Origin of the sequence: Jiangella alba, assembly GCF_900106035.1 — a bacterium.
GTDB lineage: Bacteria > Actinomycetota > Actinomycetes > Jiangellales > Jiangellaceae > Jiangella > Jiangella alba.
The window spans coordinates 515,456-531,836 of sequence record NZ_FNUC01000003.1 but is presented as its reverse complement, the minus strand read 5'-3'; the positions used below and the strand labels follow the sequence as shown (position 1 = coordinate 531,836).

Sequence of the window (16,381 nt, the reverse complement as noted above, 5' to 3'; positions counted from 1 at the left end):
TGGCACCCGCCGCTGACGGCGCCGTCGAACAACCCGAATCGCCTGCGTGCGGGCCGGTGACCCGGCTACCTTCGGGACCGTGCAGCGCAGGGCGGCGCCGAGGCATTGCCGGGCCGCGGCCCGTGGCGGGCGGCCCGGCGGCCGCGCGCTGGTCTCGGCCGCCGGCATCGCCGGCGAGCTGCTGCTGACCACCGGCGCGCTGGTGCTGCTGTTCGTCGTCTACACGTTCTGGGGCACCGGGTTGCAGACCGCGGCCGCCCAGGACGACCTGCGCGACCAGTTCCAGCAGCACCTGCTCAGCCGCTCCGCCACCCCGGCCCCGGCCGAGACGGACCCGCCGGAACCGGAGCCGCTGGAGCTCGGCGACGCGTACGCGATCCTGCGCATCCCCCGCTTCGGCGACGACTGGGAGCGCATCGTCGTCGAGGGCACCGACCCCGAGGACCTGAAGGACGGGCCCGGCCACTACGCCGCCAGCGCCGACCCCGGCGGCCTGGGCAACGTCGCCGTCGCCGCGCACCGGTCCGGGCACGGCGAGCCGTTCGCGCGGTTCGCCGAGCTGCGCGCGGGCGACGTCGTCGAGATCGAGACCGTCGACGGGGTGTTCCGGTACGAGCTGGACGACGCGCCCGACGGCGACAGCGACGGCAACGTCATCGAGGCGACCGAGCTGTGGGTGGTCGACCCGGTGCCCGGCGAGCCGGCCGGCACCGAGCCGGCCGAGGCCCGGCTGACGCTGACGACGTGCTGGCCGCGGTGGGGCTCGGAGAAGCGGATGTACGCGACCGGCCTGCTCGTCGACGAGCACCCCCGCGACGACGACGCCGCCGGCTGACCGGGCTGGACGCGTTTGCAATGAGCACCGATACGCACCGCCGGCGGGTGGTGCGTATCGGTGCTCATTGCAAAGCGCCCAGCCGGTGGTGCGTATCGGTGCTCATTGCAAAGCGCCCAGCCGGTGGTGCGTATCGGTGCTCATTGCAAAGCGCCCAGCCGGTGGTGCGCATCAGTGCTCATTGCAAAGCGCCCAGCCGGTGGTGCGCATCGGTGCTCATTGCAAAGCGCCCAGCCGGTGGTGCGCATCAGTGCTCATTGCAAAGCGCCCAGCCGGTGGTGCGCATGAGTGCTCATTGCAAAGCGCCCGGCGGGGTGGTGCGTATGGGTGCTCATTGCAAAGCGCCCGGCGGGTTCAGTAGAGCATCAGCGGATAGACCTCGAAGACCGACGCGTACTCGACGCCCAGCCGCGGGCCGGCCTGACGGGCGAACATGCCGAGGAACTCGGCCGGCTCCGGGTGGCCGGGCAGCGCGCCGAGATACCCGGCGTGCGCCTCGAGCGACCGGACGCCCAGCTCGAACGTGGCCGTGATGTCGACGCCGTGCGCGGCCTCCGGCGACCCCGCCGCCCAGATGGCACGCACCTTGTTCCACGGCTCCAGGCCCTCGTCCAGCAGCTCGGTGAACACCCACCGGTTGCCGGCGTCGCGGGCGCCGTCGAGCACGGCCCTGCCGACGGCGATGTGGTCGGCCTGGTTGAGCAGGACGCCGCCGAACGTCTCGTGGAAGTTGCCGGTGATGACGACGTCGGGACGGTGCCGGCGGATGGCCCGCGCGACGTCGCGGCGCAGCGGCAGGCCGTACTCGACGACGCCGTCGGCGTAGCCGAGGAACTCGACCTCGTCGACGCCCACCACGGCGGCGGCGTCGCGTTCCTCCTTCTCGCGCAGCGGGCCGGTCTGCTCCGGCGGCATGGTGTCGATGCCCGCCTCGCCGCTGGTGACCATGCAGTACACGACCTGCTTGCCCTGCGCCGTCCACCGCGCGATGGCCGCGGCCGCGCCGTACTCGACGTCGTCGGGATGCGCGGCGATGACCAGCGCCCGCTCCCAGTCCTCGGGCAGCGGCTCGAGCGTCGGCTCCGTCATCAGACCTCCCAGTGGCCCCCCGGCACGGCGAGCTCCACCGGGCCGTCGTACACCGCGCTCGCGTGCTCGGCCGCACGCTGCGGATCGCCCCATGGTGGCACGTGCGTGACGACCAGTCGACGGGCTCCGGCGGCGGCCGCGTGCTCCCCGGCCTCGCGCCCGGTCAGGTGGATGCCCGGCGGGTTGTCGTCGCCGTCGGCGTAGGCGGCCTCGCAGAGGAACAGGTCGGTGTCGCGGGCCAGCTCGACCAGCGCCGGCGTCGCCGCGGTGTCGCCGGAGTACACCAGCGACCGGCCGTCGTGCTCGACGCGGACGGCGTACGCGGCGACGGGGTGCACGACCGGCGCGACCCGCACCGTCAGCGGCCCGACGCGGAACCCGTCCACCGGGTGCTCGCGGAAGTCGAACTCGCCGGACAGCCCCGGGTCGGGCTCCTTGCCGTACGCCGCGGCCATCCGGTCGGCCGTCCCGCCCGGTCCGTACACCGGGATCCGCCGCCGCGACGGCAGCCCGTAGCGCAGCGCGACGTACAGCCCGCACAGGTCCATGCAGTGGTCCGGGTGCAGGTGGCTGAGGACGATGGCGTCCAGCTCGGCCAGCCCGGCGACGCCGACGACGTCCTGCAGCGGGCCGAGCGCGCCGTTGCCGAGGTCCAGCACCAGCCGGACGCCGTCGGCCTCGATCAGGTAGCCGGACGCGGGCGAGCCGGGCCCCGGCATCGACCCGGAGCAGCCCAGCACCGTGAGCCTCAAGAGCCGACCGCCAGGTCGCGGCCGACGACCGGCAGCTCGGACGTCTCCTCGACCGACGCGATCTCCGGTCCGAGGAAGCGCCGGCCCAGCTCGCGGAACGGCCGCGCGTCGCCGGTGGAGCGGAACTGGTGCCGCGGCGGCGGCAGCGCGTCGTCGCGCATCAGCCGGTGGTCGACCAGCGTGCGGTAGACGTCCTTCGCGGTCTCCTCGGCGCTGCTGACCAGCGTGACCGCCTCGCCCATGACGTACGAGACGACGCCGGTGAGCAGCGGGTAGTGGGTGCAGCCCAGCACCAGCGTGTCGACGCCGGCGTCCTTGACCGGCTGCAGGTACTCGCGGGCGACGGACTCCAGCTCCGGCCCGTGGGTGATGCCGGCCTCGACGAACTCGACGAACCGCGGACAGGCCTGCGTGGTGATGGTGAGGTGCGGCGCGGCGGCGAAGGAGTCCTCGTAGGCGCGCGAGGTGACGGTGGCGCGGGTGGCGATGACGCCGACGGCGTTGCTGCGGGTGGCGGCGACCGCGCGGCGCACGGCCGGCTGGATGACCTCGACGACGGGGATGTCGTAGCGTTCGCGGGCGTCGCGCAGCACCGCGCTGCTGGCCGAGTTGCACGCGATGACCAGCATCTTCACCCCCTCGGCGACGAGGGTGTCCATGACGTCGAGGGCGAACTCACGCACCTGCGCGATCGGCCGCGGACCGTACGGGCCGCGCGCGGTGTCGCCGACGTACAGGACGGGCTCGTGCGGGAGCTGGTCGAGCACAGACCGGGCGACCGTCAGACCGCCCACTCCGCTGTCGAAGATCCCGATCGGTGCGTCGTTCATCGGTGCAAGAGCGTACGCCGCCGCGGCGGTCCCGAGGCGTGGACGTGGCGAACGCCACGCTGCTAGGCCCGGCGGTAGTCCAGCACGACGTGGCCGCTGCCGAACGTCTGCACGTCGGTCAGCTCGAACGCCGTCGGCGCGAACCCGGTGGAGAACAGCGGCACCCCCGCGCCGGCGACCACCGGGTACTGCTTGACCACCATCCGGTCGATCTCGGGCAGCAGCGCGCCGGCCAGCGCCGCGCCGCCGGCGAGGTAGACGTCCAGCGCGGAGTCCTCGGCCTTGAGCGCCTGGACGGCGGCCACGGGGTCGCCGCCGATGATCGTCACGGCCGGGTCCGGCGACTCCGTCATCGTCGACGACACGACGTACTGCCGCAGGTGGGCGTACGGGCTGGTGACGCCGACGTCGAGCGCGGGCTGGTACGTGCGGCGGCCCATGACGATGGTGTCGAACCGCGACAGCGGGACGTCGTCGATGCGGCCGAACTGCCGGGCGTGGCTCGGCAGCGCGTCGCCGAACTGGGAGAACATCCAGGTCGAGTACTCGTCGGGCACCGGGAAGAAGTCGATCTCGTCGTCCGGGCCGGCGATGAAGCCGTCGATGGTTTGACCGATGTAGTAGACCAGCTGGCGCATCAGTGCACCGTACGTCAGGCCCAGAGCTGGCCGTCGAGGTGGTCCTCGGCTTCGTCGAGGGTGCCCTCGTAGGCGCCGGTCGACAGGTATTTCCAGCCGCCGTCGGCGACGATGAACGCGATGTCGGCGCGCTCGCCGGCCTGCACGGCCTTCGCGGCGAGGCCGAGGGCGGCGTGCAGGACGGCGCCGGTGGAGATGCCGGCGAAGATGCCCTCCTGCTCGAGCAGCTCACGGGTGCGCCGCACGGCGTCGCGCGGGCCGACCGAGAACCGCGACGTCAGCACCGACTCGTCGTACAGCTCGGGCACGAACCCCTCGTCGAGGTTGCGCAGCCCGTACACCAGCTCGCCGTACCGCGGCTCGGCGGCGACGACGCGCACGTCGGGCAGCTTCTCGCGCAGGTAGCGGCCGACGCCCATCAGCGTCCCCGTCGTGCCCAGGCCGGCGACGAAGTGGGTGATCTCGGGGAGGTCCTCGAGCAGCTCGGGGCCGGTGGTCTCGTAGTGCGCGAGCGCGTTGCCCGGGTTGCCGTACTGGTAGAGCATGACCCAGTCGGGGTTGGCTTCGGCGAGGCCTTTCGCCACCCGGACCGCCTCGTTGGAGCCGCCCGCCGCCGGCGACGGGATGATCTCGGCGCCCCACATGCGCAGCAGCTGGCGCCGCTCCTCGGACGTGTTCTCGGGCATGACGCAGACCATGCGGTAACCCTTGAGCTTCGCCGCCATGGCCAGCGAGATGCCGGTGTTGCCCGACGTCGGCTCCAGCAGCGTCGCCCCCGGCGTCAGCCGTCCGTCGGCCTCGGCGGCCTCGATCATGCGCAGCGCCGGGCGGTCCTTCACCGAGCCGGTGGGGTTGCGGTCCTCCAGCTTCGCCCACAGCCGCACCTCGGCCGACGGCGACAGCCTCGGCAGCCCGACCAGCGGCGTCCGGCCGAGGGAGTCGAGCAGGGAGTCGTAGCGCATGGGTGGTTCTAGCGGCGGCCGCCGGCGACCGCCGGCAACACCGTGACGCTGTCGCCGTCGTTGAGCGCCGTCTTCTCGGCGCCGAGGAAGCGGACGTCCTCGTCGTTGACGTAGACGTTCACGAACCGGCGCAGCGTGCCGTTCTCGACCAGCCGGTCGCGCAGCCCCGGGTGCTTGCTCTCGAGGTCGTCGATCAGCGCGGCCAGCGTGTCGCCGCTGCCCTCGACGGTCTTCGCGCCACCGGTGTACTGGCGCAGGATCGTGGGGATGCGGACCTCGACGGCCATCGGACTGCTCCTGGACTCTTCGACTGTGTCATTGAGGGCAACGGCGGTTCGGGGCCCATCATTCCCCATCGATGACCTGGACTTCCTCCTCGGTCACCTCGCCGTCCACGATCCGGAACGAACGGAAGTCGTGCGTGTCGTCGTCGCGGGGTGACACGAGGACGTAGTGGGCGCCCGGCTCGTTCGCGAGCGAGACGTCGGTGCGCGACGGGTACGCCTCGGTGGCGGTGTGCGAGTGGTAGATGACGACCGGCTCCTCGTCGTTGTCGTCCATCTCGCGGTAGAGGCGCAGCAGGTCCATCGAGTCGAACTCGTAGAACGTGGGCGAACGGGCGGCGTTGAGCATCGGGATGAACCGCTCCGGGCGGTCGCTGCCCACCGGCCCCGCGACCACGCCGCAGGCTTCGTCCGGGTGGTCCTTGCGGGCATGCTCGACGATGGCGTCGACGATGTCACGGCGGATGCTCAGCACGGTGGAAGGATACTGTGCCTGGTCAGCGCCCTGCCGGGCGGGCTGCCGGCCGGTCAGTCGAAGGCGGACGAGAGGGTGCGGACCAGCGTCTCCTGGACCCAGCCGAGCCAGTCGTACACGTCGTGCACGTGCCGCCGGGGGTCGTTCTCGTCCAGCGAGAGCCAGTCGTCCTCGTCGGCGTCCGTCACGCCGAGCCGCGTCCCGAGCGCCAGCCGCAGGTCGGTGAGCGTGCGCAGCCAGGCCTCGGACTCGTCGGCGTCCAGCTCGATGCGCAGCTTCTCGCGGTTCTTCGCCGGCATGCCGGCGGCGTCGGCCGTGGCCAGGGAGGCGAGCACCGTCGCCGCGGTGGCGGCCTTGCGGTCGCGCAGGCCGCGCTCGGTGAAGCGGCGGAAGTCGGACGCGGCCTCGGCGTCCTCGCTGTAGCCGTCCGGGAACAGGCGCAGCAGCACCGGGTCGGTCGGCCGCGAGGTGGCGTCGTCGGCGAGGCCGAGCTCGGCGGCCCAGCCGTCGCCGCCGGAGAGGTCGGCCGGCTCCTCGCGCACGAGCTCCAGCAGCTGGCCCACCAGTGAGCGCAGCAGCTCGACCTCGACGACGTGGAACGACGCGGCGACGACGCCCCCGCGGGCCCGACGGAACGCGGTGCTCAGACTCGGTCCCCCGCCTTCTGCAGCGTGGCCCACAGGCCGTAGGAGTGCATGGCCTCGACGTCGCGCTCCATCTCTTCACGCGTGCCGGAGGACACGACGGCCTTCCCCTTCTCGTGGACGTCGAGCATCAGCTTCTCGGCCTTCGTCTTCGGATAGGCGAAGTATGCCTGAAAGACGTAGGTGACGTACGACATGAGGTTGACCGGGTCGTTCCAGACGATCGTGATCCACGGGACGTCCGCCACCGGGACCTCGGCGGCCTCGGGGCGCTCGATCTCGACGGGTGCGGTCATCACGGCCCCCAATGGTGTCATCTTCCGGCCATCACCCCGCGCAACCGTGCTCAGGACCCGCGTTGTTCCCGCCGGTCCACGACATCTCATCATCCACCCCGCGCCACGGCTTCGCCAGTCTGCGCGGGATCCGGGCCATTCGTGGCGCAGCCGCATACTCTGGTGCATGTGTCGGCTACGACGGCCCTGCTCACCGACCAGTACGAGCTCACCATGCTCCAGGCGGCGCTGGCCCGGGGCACGGCCACGCGGCGCTCGGTGTTCGAGGTGTTCGCCAGACGCTTACCCGGTGGACGCCGTTACGGGGTCGTCGGCGGCACCGGACGGTTCCTCGACGCGCTCGAGACGTTCCGGTTCGACGACGACGCGCTCGACTTCCTGCGCCAGGGCGGCATCGTCGACGGGCCGACGCTGGAGTGGCTGGCCGGGTACCGGTTCACCGGCGACGTCTGGGGGTACGGCGAGGGCGAGGCGTACTTCCCGAACTCGCCGCTGCTGATCGTCGAGGCGTCGTTCGCCGAGGCGGTCGTGCTCGAGACGCTGGCGTTGTCGGTGCTGAACTTCGACTCCGCCATCGCGACCGCGGCTTCCCGCATGACGACCGCCGCCGGCGAGCGTCCGTGCATCGAGATGGGGTCGCGGCGCGCCCACGAGCGGGCCGCCGTCGCCGCCGCGCGGGCCGCGTACATCGCCGGGTTCAGCACCACCAGCAACCTCGAGGCCGGCCGCAGCTACGGCGTCCCGACGGCGGGCACCAGCGCGCACTCGTTCACGCTGCTGCACGACACCGAGCGCGACGCGTTCACCGCCCAGGTCGACTCCCTGGGCAAGGGCACCACCTTGCTGGTCGATACCTACGACGTCGAGGAGGCCGTGCGGCTGGGCGTCGAGATCGCCGGACCCGAGCTCGGCGCCGTCCGGCTCGACTCCGGCGACCTGCTGCCGCAGGCGAAGGAGGTCCGCGCGCTGCTCGACTCCCTGGGCGCGCGCGACACCCGCATCGTCGTCACCAGCGACCTCGACGAGCACGCCATCGCCGCGCTGGCGGCCGCGCCGGTCGACGCGTACGGCGTCGGCACGCAGCTGGTCACCGGCGCCGGCTCCCCCACCGCGGGCATGGTCTACAAGCTCGTGGCCAGGACCGACGACAACGGCGCCATGGTCTCCGTCGAGAAGAAGAGCGCCGGCAAGGTCAGCCACGGCGGCCGCAAGTACGCGCTGCGCCGCCGCAACGCCCGCGGCGTCGCCGAGGCCGAGGTCATCGGCGTCGGCCACGAGCCAGTCGACGACGGCGACGACCGCCGGCTGCTGGTCCCGCTGGTGCGCGACGGCGAGACCGTCGGCCGCGAGCCGCTGGCCGCCGCCCGCGAACGGCACGAGCGGGCCCGCGCCGAGTTGCCCCGCACCGCGTTGAAGCTGTCGCGCGGTGAGCCCGCCATCCCGACCCGCTGGGAGGATCGCTGATGAAGCGCGCACTCATCGTCGTCGACGTCCAGAACGACTTCTGCGAGGGCGGCAGCCTCGCGGTCGCCGGCGGCGCGGACGTCGCGTTCGGCATCGCCGAGGTACTCAAGCAGTGGACCGACGCCGACCCGTGGGACCGCCGCTACGACTACGTCGTCGCCACCCGCGACCACCACATCGACCCGGGCGAGCACTTCTCCGAGTCCCCCGACTACATCGACACGTGGCCGCGGCACTGCGTCGCCGGCACCGACGGCATGGCGTTCCACCCCAACCTCGACCCGCAGCCGTTCGACGCCGTCTTCGACAAGGGCCACTACCAGGCCGCCTACTCGGGCTTCGAGGGCTCGTCGCACGACGGCGTCACCCTGGCCGACTGGCTGCGCGCCCACGAGGTCGGCACCGTCGAGATCGCCGGCCTCACCACCGACCACTGCGTCCGCGCGACCGCCGTCGACGCCGCGCAGGCTGGCCTGGAGACCACGGTGCTGCTCGGCCTCACCGCCGGGGTCGCGCCGGGCACCACGGCGGCCGCGCTGGACGCGATGCGGGCGGCCGGGGTGCGGCTGGAGGGCGCGCCGATCGTCCGCTGAGCTCAGGCCGTCGCCGCCTCGCGGGCGTCCAGCAGCTCGTCCCAGTGCGCCTCGCCCCACGCGCACAACGCCGCGATGACCGGCAGCATGCTGCGGCCCAGCGGCGTCAGCGCGTACTCGACGTGGCGCTCCGCGCCCGGCCGCTCGGTGCGCTCGACCAGGCCGTCGCGGCGCAGGTTCCGCAGCGACGTCGTCAGCGACTGCGCGCTGACGGAGTGCAGCGGCACCCGCAGCTCGGAGAACCGGCGCGGGCCGTGCTCGAGGCAGCGGATGACCAGGCCGGCCCACTTGTCCGAGAACCGCAACGGCATCAGCGTCGACGGGCAGACCGGGTCGAACATGTCGGGATCGAGCGGCGTCGGCATGCCTCCACCGTACTTGACCTGCATGGTCACCTCCGGCTGACCGGGGCGTCGCCTAGCGTCCGCGGCATGACGAGAATCGTGGTGTTCGGAGCCGGCGGACGAGCCGGGCGGGCGGTGCTGGCCGAGGCGGCCGCCCGCGACTGGGACGTGACGGCGGTGGTGCGCGACCCTTCGCGGCATGCCGGCCTCGGCCGGGTCTCACTGGTGGCGGGCGACGTGACCTCCCCCGACGCGGTCGCGTCGCTGTCGGAGGGGCATGACGCCGCCGTCCACGCGGCCGCCACGCTCGCCGTCCCGGCCGCCGAGTTCTTCCCCGCGGCGGCGTCGTCGCTGCTCACGGGGTTGGCGGCGGCGCGGGTGCCGCGGCTGGTCGCCGTCGGGCTGGCGTCGCAGCTGCCGGACGTGACGGGGGTGCCGCTGATCGACACCCCCGGCTACCCGTCGGAGCACCGCGACTTCATGCTCGGCCACGGCGCCGGGCTGTCCGTGTTCCGTCGTGCGTCGACGCCGGTGGACTGGCTGGTCGTCGCCCCGGCCGGCGACTTCGACCACGGCGGCGCCCCGACCGGCGGGTACCGCTTCGTGCCAGGAGCCGCGTCGGCGCTCATCACGTACGCGGACCTCGCCGTCGCCGTCGCGGACGAGATCGCGCGGCCGCGGCACCACCGGCTGCTGGTGGGGGTGGCGGCTGGATAGGGTCGGCTGACGTGACCCCCGCCGTCTGGATGATCGCCGGCGCGCCCGGCGCTGGCAAGACCACCGTGGCGCGCAAGCTCGCCGCCCTGCTCGACCCCACCCCGGCGCTGCTGGACAAGGACACCGTCTACGCGCCGTTCGTGGTGGCGACGCTGGCGGCGAACGGGCGGCCGTTCGGCGAGCGGGAGGGTCCCTGGTACGACGAGCACATCAAGGTGCACGAATACGCGGGGCTGGCCGACACGGCGCGGGAAATCCGCTCGGCCGGCTGCCCCGCCCTCCTCGTCGCGCCGTTCACCGGCCAGACCCGCTCGCTGCCCGGCTGGTCCGCCTACGTCGACCGGCTGGGCGGCGACCCGGTGCGGCTGCTGTGGGTCCGGTCGGACGGTTCCACCCTGCGGGAGCGGATCCTCGGCCGCGGCCACGACCGCGACGGCCAGAAACTCGCCGACTTCGCCGCCTTCACCGCCGCCACCCTCCCCGACGTGCCCCCACCGGCCCCGCACCTCGAGATCGACAACCGCCGCGGCGCACCGCCCCTCGACGACCAACTCGCCGCCGTGGTCGCCGCACCCTGACCGCCGGGCCCCGTTCGCTGCGCCACCCTGACCGCCGCCTCGCCCCGCCCCGTGCGCTGCGCCGCGCCGCGACGTTGTCGGTGCCCGCCCATAGGGTGGGCCCCACCCGGGCCGGGAGGGTCATACCTACCACCCGGCGAACGCGGCGAAACGCGGCAAACGCAGCGACGACGGCCGAGCGGGCACGCGACGGCGCTCGGCCGAGCGGCAGAGCCCCGCGAACCCCGGACCAGCCGCCAGGGCGGCACGTCGCGCGGGTCAGGGCAACGCGTGCTCGACCACCACGCCGAACCCGGCCAACCGCTGGGCGATCAACGAGCGGTGACACGCCTCGGGGTCTCGCTCGACGCAGAGGAGGGCGGCGGCCCCGGCGGCCGGCAGCGCCGCCAGCACCGGCGCGAGCTCCACCCGGTCGAGCACCTCGGCCGTGTACCGGCGGACGTACGCGGGGGCGAGTTCGCGGCGGGAGCGCCGGCCGACGCCGCGGAGGTCGTCGGCGGCGTACTGGACGCGGCGCAGCTCGGTGGTGGGCGCGAGCTCAGGGTGGTGCCGGTAGCCGACCCCTGCCTCGGCGAGCGCCGCCTGCAGCCGGCGCGAGTTCGCCCAGGCGTACTCGGGCCCGCGCACACCACGCCGCTGGCGCACGTCGAGCAGGAGACGGACGTCCGCGTGCCGCAGCCGGCGCAGGAAGGACGCGCCGTCGAAGCCGTAGACGCCGATCGTCACCACCCTGAGCACGCGACTCACCCGACGGCGGTGCCCTCGAGCTCCACCATGAGGACGGGGATCGCCAGCCGCGTCACCCCGAGCATGGTGGTCGGCGGCGCCACCCCGGCGGCGCCCAGCCGCGACACCAGCACGCCGTAGTGCTGGAACAGCAGGTCGACGTCGGTGGTGTAGACGTTGAGGCGGACGAGGTTCGCCAACGACATGCCGGCCTCGCCGAGCACGGCCTCCAGGTTGTCCAGGCTCGACGCCACCTGCGCCGCCATGTCGCCGGGGTGCAGCGGCTCGCCGTCGCGGCTCATCGCGGTCTGCCCGGAGCAGTAGAGGGTGCGGGTGTGCCCGGACACGACTTCACCCTGGTGAAATCCCATCGGCGCCGACCACGTCACCGGGTTGACGGCCGTTCGTTCCATCGTCACATCGACTCCATTCGAGTCATCGAGAATCGGTACGCCCATCAGCCTCCCGGCGAATCACGACATCTCTTGTCACGTATTGGAACCGGGTCAGGCGAAGATCTTCTCCAGCACCTGCGCGACCCCGTCCTCGTCGTTGGACGGGCAGCGGTTCGACGCGGCGGCGACGGCGTCGGGATGGGCGTTGCGGACGGCGTACGACGTGCCGGCCCAGGCGAGCATCGGGACGTCGTTGGGCATGTCGCCGAACGCGACCACGTCGTGCGCGTCGACACCCAGGGAACCGCAGAGCGCGGCCAGCGCGGACGCCTTCGAGACGCCCGCGCGGCTGACCTCCAGGACGGCCGCGTGGCCGGAGTAGGTCGCCGCGGCCAGCGACCCCACCACGGCCGCGGCGCGCGAGACGAACTCGGCGGCGGACAGCGACGGATGCGTGACGACCAGCTTCGACACCGGCTCGGCCAGCAGTTCCTCCAGCGACGCGACGACCGTCCCGTCGGGCGTCGGCCACGTCCCGCGGAAGGACGGTTCCTGGCCGAACGTCAGCCGCCGCTCGATGGCGAACGTGGCGCCCGGCACGTTGGCCCGGATCGCCCGCGCCACCTCGAGCGCGACGTCGCCGGGCAGGCCGTGCTCCTCGACGATCTCGCGGCGGCGCACGTCGTAGACGAGGGCGCCGTTCGCGCAGATCGCCAGCCCGTGCGAGCCGACCTCCGCGGCGAGCACGTCGATCCAGCGCGGCGGCCGTCCCGACACGAACACGACGGTCGCGCCGGCGTCCTCGGCCCGGGCCAGCGCCGCCCGGGTGCGCGGCGACACCGTCCCGTCACCGCGAAGCAGGGTGCCGTCGAGGTCGGTGGCGACGACCTTCACGGCTGCGTGAGCCCGGACTGGACGGCGAAGACCACCAGCTGGGCGCGATCGCGGGCGTGCAGCTTCACCATGGCGCGGCTGACGTGCGTGCGGACGGTCGCCGGGCTGACGACGAGCTCGGCGGCGATCTCGTCGTTGGAGCGGCCGGTGGCCACCCACGCGACGATCTCGCGCTCGCGCTCGGTGAGGCGGTCCAGCTCGGGGTGCGGCGTGCTGGCCGGCACGTCGCGCCCGCTGAACTGCTCGATGACGCGGCGGGTGACGGACGGGGAGAGCAGGCTGCCGCCGTCGGCGACCACGCGGATGGCGTGCAGCAGCTCGTCGGGCGGCGAGTCCTTGAGGACGAACCCGCTGGCGCCGCCGCGCAGCGCCTCGAACACGTACTCGTCCAGCTCGAACGTCGTCAGCACGATGACCTTGACGTCGGCCAGCGCGGCGTCGGCGGTGATCTCGCGCAGCGCCGCGAGACCGTCGAGCACCGGCATGCGGATGTCCATCAGCACGACGTCGGGCTTGGTGCGCCGGACGAGGTCGACGCCGGCCCGGCCGTCGGAGGCCTCGCCGGCCAGCTCGGTGTCGTCCTCGGTCTCGAGCAGGGTGGACAGGCCCATGCGCACCAGCGCTTGGTCGTCGATCACCGCCACTCTGATGACACTGCTCACGTCGTCCGTCATGAGGTCGATCCTGACAGGTCCGGTTCGTGGTCGGCGCCGGCCAGGGGCAGCCGCGCGTGGACGGCGAACCCGCCACCGGTGCGCGGGCCGGCCTGCAACCGGCCGCCGACCGCCTCGGCGCGGGCCCGCATGCCGTCGATCCCGGTGCCCGAACCGTCGTCCTCGCCCGGCGCCGGCGGCGGTGCACCGCCGACCCCGTTGTCGCTCACGTCGACCAGCAGCTCGCCGCCGGCCCGGCGGATGCGCACCTCGGCTCGGGTGGCGGCCGCGTGCCGCAGCACGTTGGTGAGCGACTCCTGCACGATGCGGTACGCCGCGACGTCGACGTCGGGCGGGAGGTCGCCACTGGACGCGCCGTCGAGGTCGGCCACCACCTCGACGCCGCCGGCCCGGATGCGGTCGAGCAGGACGCCGACCCCGGCCAGCCCGGCGCCGGGCCTGCGCGGCGCGGCGTCGGTGACCGGGCTGCGCAGCACCTGCAGCTCGGCCCGCAGGCCGTCGAGGGACGACCGGCTGGTGTCGCGGATCGCCTCCAGCGCGGCCCGCACCTTCTCGGGGTTGCGGTCGAGGACGTGCAGCGCGACGCCCGCCTGCATGGCGATGACGGCGAGGCCGTGGCCGACGGAGTCGTGCAGCTCCTGCGCCATGCGCAGCCGTTCCTCCGACACCGCGCGCCGGGCCAGCGCCGCGCGCACGTCGGCCTGCGACTCGCGCCGGGTCTTCAGCGCGGCCCCGATGGCCAGCGGCGCGCCGAACAGCGCCAGCGACGCGATGGCCCACGCGGCGCCCTGCCGCCACACGTCGGTGCCGGAGTCGTCGAGCAGGCGCACCGTCGACACCGCGAAGAACACCGCGTAGTAGCCGCCGCCCCAGCGCACCGCCGAGCGCAGCGGCAGCTGGTAGCCGAGCGTGTACATGACCACCGGGACGGTGATCATGATCGGGCCGTACGCGTAGTCCGCGGCCAGGTACGTCACCAGTGCCGCCGCGTTGATCAGCAGCGTCGTGCGCGGATACGGCCGGCGCAGCAGCAACGCCAGCGCGGCGACGACCACCAGCGTGTAGGCGACCACGCCGGGGTCGCGCGCCCACGCCTGTCCCTGGGACGCGCCGTGCGTGCCGCCGACGCCCAGCACCACCAGCGCCAGCGCGATGCCCGCGTCGATCAGCCAGGTCCGCACCCGTTCCATGCCCTCGACCCTAGGACCGGCGGTGGTCGCGCGGCGTCGGCGACGCGGCGTAACCGCACTACGCGAATCTGCGTACGTCCGATGCCGCTCTGCGGACGACGCGGGCGACGGCGGCTGCGCGGGAGCGTGGAGCCATGACGAACACCATCGTGGTCACCGAACGGCTGACCAAGCGTTACGGCGACCGGCTCGCCGTCAACGACGTGAGCCTCACCGTCCGCCGCGGTGAGGTCTACGGCTTCCTCGGACCGAACGGAGCCGGCAAGACGACCACGCTGCGCATGCTGCTCGGCCTGGTCCGTCCCACCAGCGGGACCGCGACGATCCTGGGCCACGCGCCCGGCGAGCCCGGCGCGACGGCACGAGTCGGCGCGCTGGTCGAGGGTCCCGGCTTCTACCCCTACCTGTCCGGCCGCGACAACCTGCGCGTGATGGCCCGCTACCAGGGCGTCTCCGACCAGGCGGTCGACGACGCGCTGCACCGCGTCGACCTCGCCGAGCGCGGCGGCGACGCGTTCAAGTCGTACTCGCTGGGCATGAAGCAGCGCCTCGGCGTCGCGTCCGCGCTGCTCGGCGAGCCGGACCTGCTGGTCCTGGACGAGCCGACCAACGGCCTCGACCCCGCCGGCATGGCCGACATGCGCAAGCTCGTCGTCGACCTCGCCGAACAGGGCCAGACGGTGCTGCTGTCCAGCCACCTGCTGGCCGAGGTGCAGGAGATCTGCGACCGCGTCGGCGTCATCGCGCACGGCCGGCTGCTGACCGAGAGCACCGTCGCCGAGTTGCGCGGCGCCAGCACGCTGCTGGTCCGCGCGCAGCCCGTGGAGGTGGCGCTGTCCGTCTCGATGCAGGTGGCCGGCGACGACGCCGTCCAGCTCACCGACGCGGGCGTCCGGCTGGAGCTGTCCGACGAGCGGGCGCCGGAGCTGGCCCGCGCGCTGGTCGCGGCCGGCGCCGACATCCACGAGATCCGGACGGCCGAGCGGTCGCTGGAGGACGTGTTCTTCGAGATGACGACCGACGAGGAGGAGAACCGATGAGCACCGCGACGATGACCGGCCGGGCCACCGCGCGCGGCGAGGCCCGCGCCGTCCCCACCATGATCGGCGGACTGGTCGCCAGCACGAAGGCCGAGCTGCTGCGGCTGCGGAAGTGGCCGGCGGTCTGGATCCTCGCGACGGTGTGGCTGTTGCTCAACCTCACCTTCGCGTACCTGTTCAACTACATCGCGTACTCGACCGGCTCGTCCGGCTTCTCCAACGAGGGCGTCCCGCCGTCGGCGCTGCTGCCGGACCTGCTGCCGGCCGCGATCCCGTCGGTGCTCACCGGCGGCATGCCGATGTTCGGCGGCGCGATCATGTTCATCCTCGGCGCGCTGGCCGCCGGCAGCGGCTACGGCTGGGGCACCTGGAAGACGGCGCTCACGCAGGGCCCGAGCCGGCTGTCGACGTTCGGCGGGACGCTCGCCGCCGTCGCCATCGCCGTCGTCGGCGTGATCGCTGCCACGCTGGCGCTGGACTTCGCCGCGTCGATCCTCATCGCCGTCGTCGAGGGGCAGAGCATCGTGTGGCCGGCGCTCGGCGCGCTGGCCGAGGCGGTCGGGGGCGGGCTGCTGATCTTCGGCATGTGGGCCATGGCCGGCGTGCTGGTCGGCGTGCTGACCCGCAGCCCGGCGCTGGCGGTCGGTCTCGGGCTGGTGTGGTCGCTGGTGATCGAGAACCTGCTGCGCGGCGTCGGCAACCTGCTCAGCGGCATCGAGTACGTGACGAACGTGCTGCCGGGGACGGCCGCGGGGTCGCTGGCCGGCGCACTGGGCGCCGGCGGCTCGGACGACCCCGACGGCGCGCCCGGCGTCCTCACCGTCCTCGACGGCCGGCCGGCGGCGCTGCTGGTGGCCGCGTACCTGGTGGTGTTCGCCGTGGTGGGCGCGCTGGTGATGCGACACCGCGACGTCACCTGATCGACGCGCCGGCCCACCGGCCGTCGCCCTCGCTCGCTGCC

22 protein-coding genes are annotated in these 16,381 nt (G+C 73.3%); 7 read left to right on the top strand and 15 right to left on the bottom strand.

The window, feature by feature from the left end:
• Positions 1 to 79 precede the first annotated feature (79 nt).
• Positions 80 to 835 carry a class E sortase gene (locus BLV02_RS05130; RefSeq protein WP_171906810.1) on the top strand — a complete coding sequence of 252 codons (756 nt, stop codon included), beginning with the start codon at positions 80 to 82 and terminating at the stop codon, positions 833 to 835.
• A 354-nt stretch (positions 836 to 1,189) separates the two neighbouring features.
• Here BLV02_RS05130 and BLV02_RS05125 read toward each other — a convergent pair whose 3' ends face one another.
• The 9 genes from BLV02_RS05125 to clpS all read right to left on the bottom strand — a co-directional run bounded on the left by BLV02_RS05125 (position 1,190) and on the right by clpS (position 6,817).
• Positions 1,190 to 1,924 (bottom strand): PIG-L deacetylase family protein, encoded by a 735-nt coding sequence (locus BLV02_RS05125; RefSeq protein WP_069113079.1) that lies wholly within the window; start codon positions 1,922 to 1,924, stop codon positions 1,190 to 1,192.
• Positions 1,924 to 2,676 (bottom strand): MBL fold metallo-hydrolase, encoded by a 753-nt coding sequence (locus tag BLV02_RS05120; protein WP_069113078.1) that lies wholly within the window; start codon positions 2,674 to 2,676, stop codon positions 1,924 to 1,926. Before BLV02_RS05120 ends, BLV02_RS05125 begins: the two co-directional genes overlap by 1 nt.
• Positions 2,673 to 3,506 carry a glutamate racemase gene (gene murI, locus BLV02_RS05115; protein WP_069113077.1) on the bottom strand — a complete coding sequence of 278 codons (834 nt, stop codon included), beginning with the start codon at positions 3,504 to 3,506 and terminating at the stop codon, positions 2,673 to 2,675. The genes BLV02_RS05120 and murI overlap by 4 nt, the downstream gene beginning before the upstream one ends.
• Before the next feature lie 62 nt (positions 3,507 to 3,568).
• On the bottom strand, positions 3,569 to 4,144 hold the full coding sequence (locus BLV02_RS05110) for a dihydrofolate reductase family protein (protein WP_069113076.1): 576 nt from the start codon (positions 4,142 to 4,144) through the stop codon (positions 3,569 to 3,571).
• 14 nt (positions 4,145 to 4,158) lie between these two features.
• Complete coding sequence (locus BLV02_RS05105; RefSeq protein WP_069113075.1) at positions 4,159 to 5,106, bottom strand: PLP-dependent cysteine synthase family protein; 948 nt, start codon at positions 5,104 to 5,106, stop codon at positions 4,159 to 4,161.
• A gap of 8 nt (positions 5,107 to 5,114) precedes the next feature.
• The gene (locus tag BLV02_RS05100; protein WP_069113074.1) at positions 5,115 to 5,393 is read right to left on the bottom strand and encodes a MoaD/ThiS family protein; all 279 of its coding nucleotides are present in this window, start codon (positions 5,391 to 5,393) and stop codon (positions 5,115 to 5,117) included.
• Positions 5,394 to 5,451: 58 nt separating this feature from the next.
• Positions 5,452 to 5,865, bottom strand: coding sequence for a M67 family metallopeptidase (locus tag BLV02_RS05095; protein ID WP_069113073.1), 414 nt, complete (start codon positions 5,863 to 5,865; stop codon positions 5,452 to 5,454).
• Positions 5,866 to 5,918: 53 nt separating this feature from the next.
• Positions 5,919 to 6,545 carry a DUF2017 domain-containing protein gene (locus tag BLV02_RS05090; RefSeq protein WP_216094373.1) on the bottom strand — a complete coding sequence of 209 codons (627 nt, stop codon included), beginning with the start codon at positions 6,543 to 6,545 and terminating at the stop codon, positions 5,919 to 5,921.
• Positions 6,509 to 6,817, bottom strand: a complete 309-nt coding sequence (gene clpS, locus BLV02_RS05085) for an ATP-dependent Clp protease adapter ClpS (protein WP_053205272.1) — start codon at positions 6,815 to 6,817, stop codon at positions 6,509 to 6,511. Before clpS ends, BLV02_RS05090 begins: the two co-directional genes overlap by 37 nt.
• Before the next feature lie 156 nt (positions 6,818 to 6,973).
• On the opposite strand from clpS, the gene BLV02_RS05080 reads away from it, so the two are divergent.
• Both BLV02_RS05080 and BLV02_RS05075 read left to right on the top strand, forming a co-directional pair.
• Positions 6,974 to 8,269 carry a nicotinate phosphoribosyltransferase gene (locus tag BLV02_RS05080; protein WP_069113072.1) on the top strand — a complete coding sequence of 432 codons (1,296 nt, stop codon included), beginning with the start codon at positions 6,974 to 6,976 and terminating at the stop codon, positions 8,267 to 8,269.
• Complete coding sequence (locus BLV02_RS05075; RefSeq protein ID WP_069113071.1) at positions 8,269 to 8,862, top strand: isochorismatase family protein; 594 nt, start codon at positions 8,269 to 8,271, stop codon at positions 8,860 to 8,862. The genes BLV02_RS05080 and BLV02_RS05075 overlap by 1 nt, the downstream gene beginning before the upstream one ends.
• 2 nt (positions 8,863 to 8,864) lie before the next feature.
• Here the strand turns inward: BLV02_RS05075 and BLV02_RS05070 are convergent, their stop codons facing one another.
• On the bottom strand, positions 8,865 to 9,227 hold the full coding sequence (locus BLV02_RS05070; RefSeq protein ID WP_069113259.1) for a winged helix-turn-helix transcriptional regulator: 363 nt from the start codon (positions 9,225 to 9,227) through the stop codon (positions 8,865 to 8,867).
• 66 nt (positions 9,228 to 9,293) lie between these two features.
• On the opposite strand from BLV02_RS05070, the gene BLV02_RS05065 reads away from it, so the two are divergent.
• On the top strand, positions 9,294 to 9,923 hold the full coding sequence (locus BLV02_RS05065) for an NAD(P)-dependent oxidoreductase (RefSeq protein WP_069113070.1): 630 nt from the start codon (positions 9,294 to 9,296) through the stop codon (positions 9,921 to 9,923).
• Positions 9,924 to 9,934: 11 nt separating this feature from the next.
• Complete coding sequence (locus BLV02_RS05060; RefSeq protein WP_216094371.1) at positions 9,935 to 10,501, top strand: P-loop nucleotide/nucleoside kinase family protein; 567 nt, start codon at positions 9,935 to 9,937, stop codon at positions 10,499 to 10,501.
• Between the two features lie 258 nt (positions 10,502 to 10,759).
• Here the strand turns inward: BLV02_RS05060 and BLV02_RS05055 are convergent, their stop codons facing one another.
• The 5 genes from BLV02_RS05055 to BLV02_RS05035 form a co-directional block, all read right to left on the bottom strand.
• A complete protein-coding gene (locus tag BLV02_RS05055; protein WP_069113069.1) occupies positions 10,760 to 11,239 on the bottom strand; it encodes a DUF488 domain-containing protein in 480 nt (159 codons plus the stop codon).
• 5 nt (positions 11,240 to 11,244) lie between these two features.
• On the bottom strand, positions 11,245 to 11,640 hold the full coding sequence (locus BLV02_RS05050; RefSeq protein ID WP_069113068.1) for a RidA family protein: 396 nt from the start codon (positions 11,638 to 11,640) through the stop codon (positions 11,245 to 11,247).
• 93 nt (positions 11,641 to 11,733) lie between these two features.
• Positions 11,734 to 12,516 carry an HAD family hydrolase gene (locus BLV02_RS05045; RefSeq protein WP_069113067.1) on the bottom strand — a complete coding sequence of 261 codons (783 nt, stop codon included), beginning with the start codon at positions 12,514 to 12,516 and terminating at the stop codon, positions 11,734 to 11,736.
• Complete coding sequence (locus BLV02_RS05040) at positions 12,513 to 13,190, bottom strand: response regulator transcription factor (protein WP_069113066.1); 678 nt, start codon at positions 13,188 to 13,190, stop codon at positions 12,513 to 12,515. The genes BLV02_RS05045 and BLV02_RS05040 overlap by 4 nt, the downstream gene beginning before the upstream one ends.
• Positions 13,187 to 14,380 (bottom strand): sensor histidine kinase, encoded by a 1,194-nt coding sequence (locus tag BLV02_RS05035; RefSeq protein ID WP_069113065.1) that lies wholly within the window; start codon positions 14,378 to 14,380, stop codon positions 13,187 to 13,189. Before BLV02_RS05035 ends, BLV02_RS05040 begins: the two co-directional genes overlap by 4 nt.
• Positions 14,381 to 14,514: 134 nt before the next feature.
• Here BLV02_RS05035 and BLV02_RS05030 point away from each other — a divergent pair, with 134 nt between their 5' ends.
• Together BLV02_RS05030 and BLV02_RS05025 are read left to right on the top strand one after the other, a co-directional pair.
• Positions 14,515 to 15,420 carry an ATP-binding cassette domain-containing protein gene (locus BLV02_RS05030; RefSeq protein ID WP_069113064.1) on the top strand — a complete coding sequence of 302 codons (906 nt, stop codon included), beginning with the start codon at positions 14,515 to 14,517 and terminating at the stop codon, positions 15,418 to 15,420.
• Positions 15,417 to 16,340: an ABC transporter permease gene (locus BLV02_RS05025; RefSeq protein WP_069113063.1), complete on the top strand. Its 924-nt coding sequence runs from the start codon at positions 15,417 to 15,419 to the stop codon at positions 16,338 to 16,340. Before BLV02_RS05030 ends, BLV02_RS05025 begins: the two co-directional genes overlap by 4 nt.
• Positions 16,341 to 16,381: the final 41 nt, after the last annotated feature.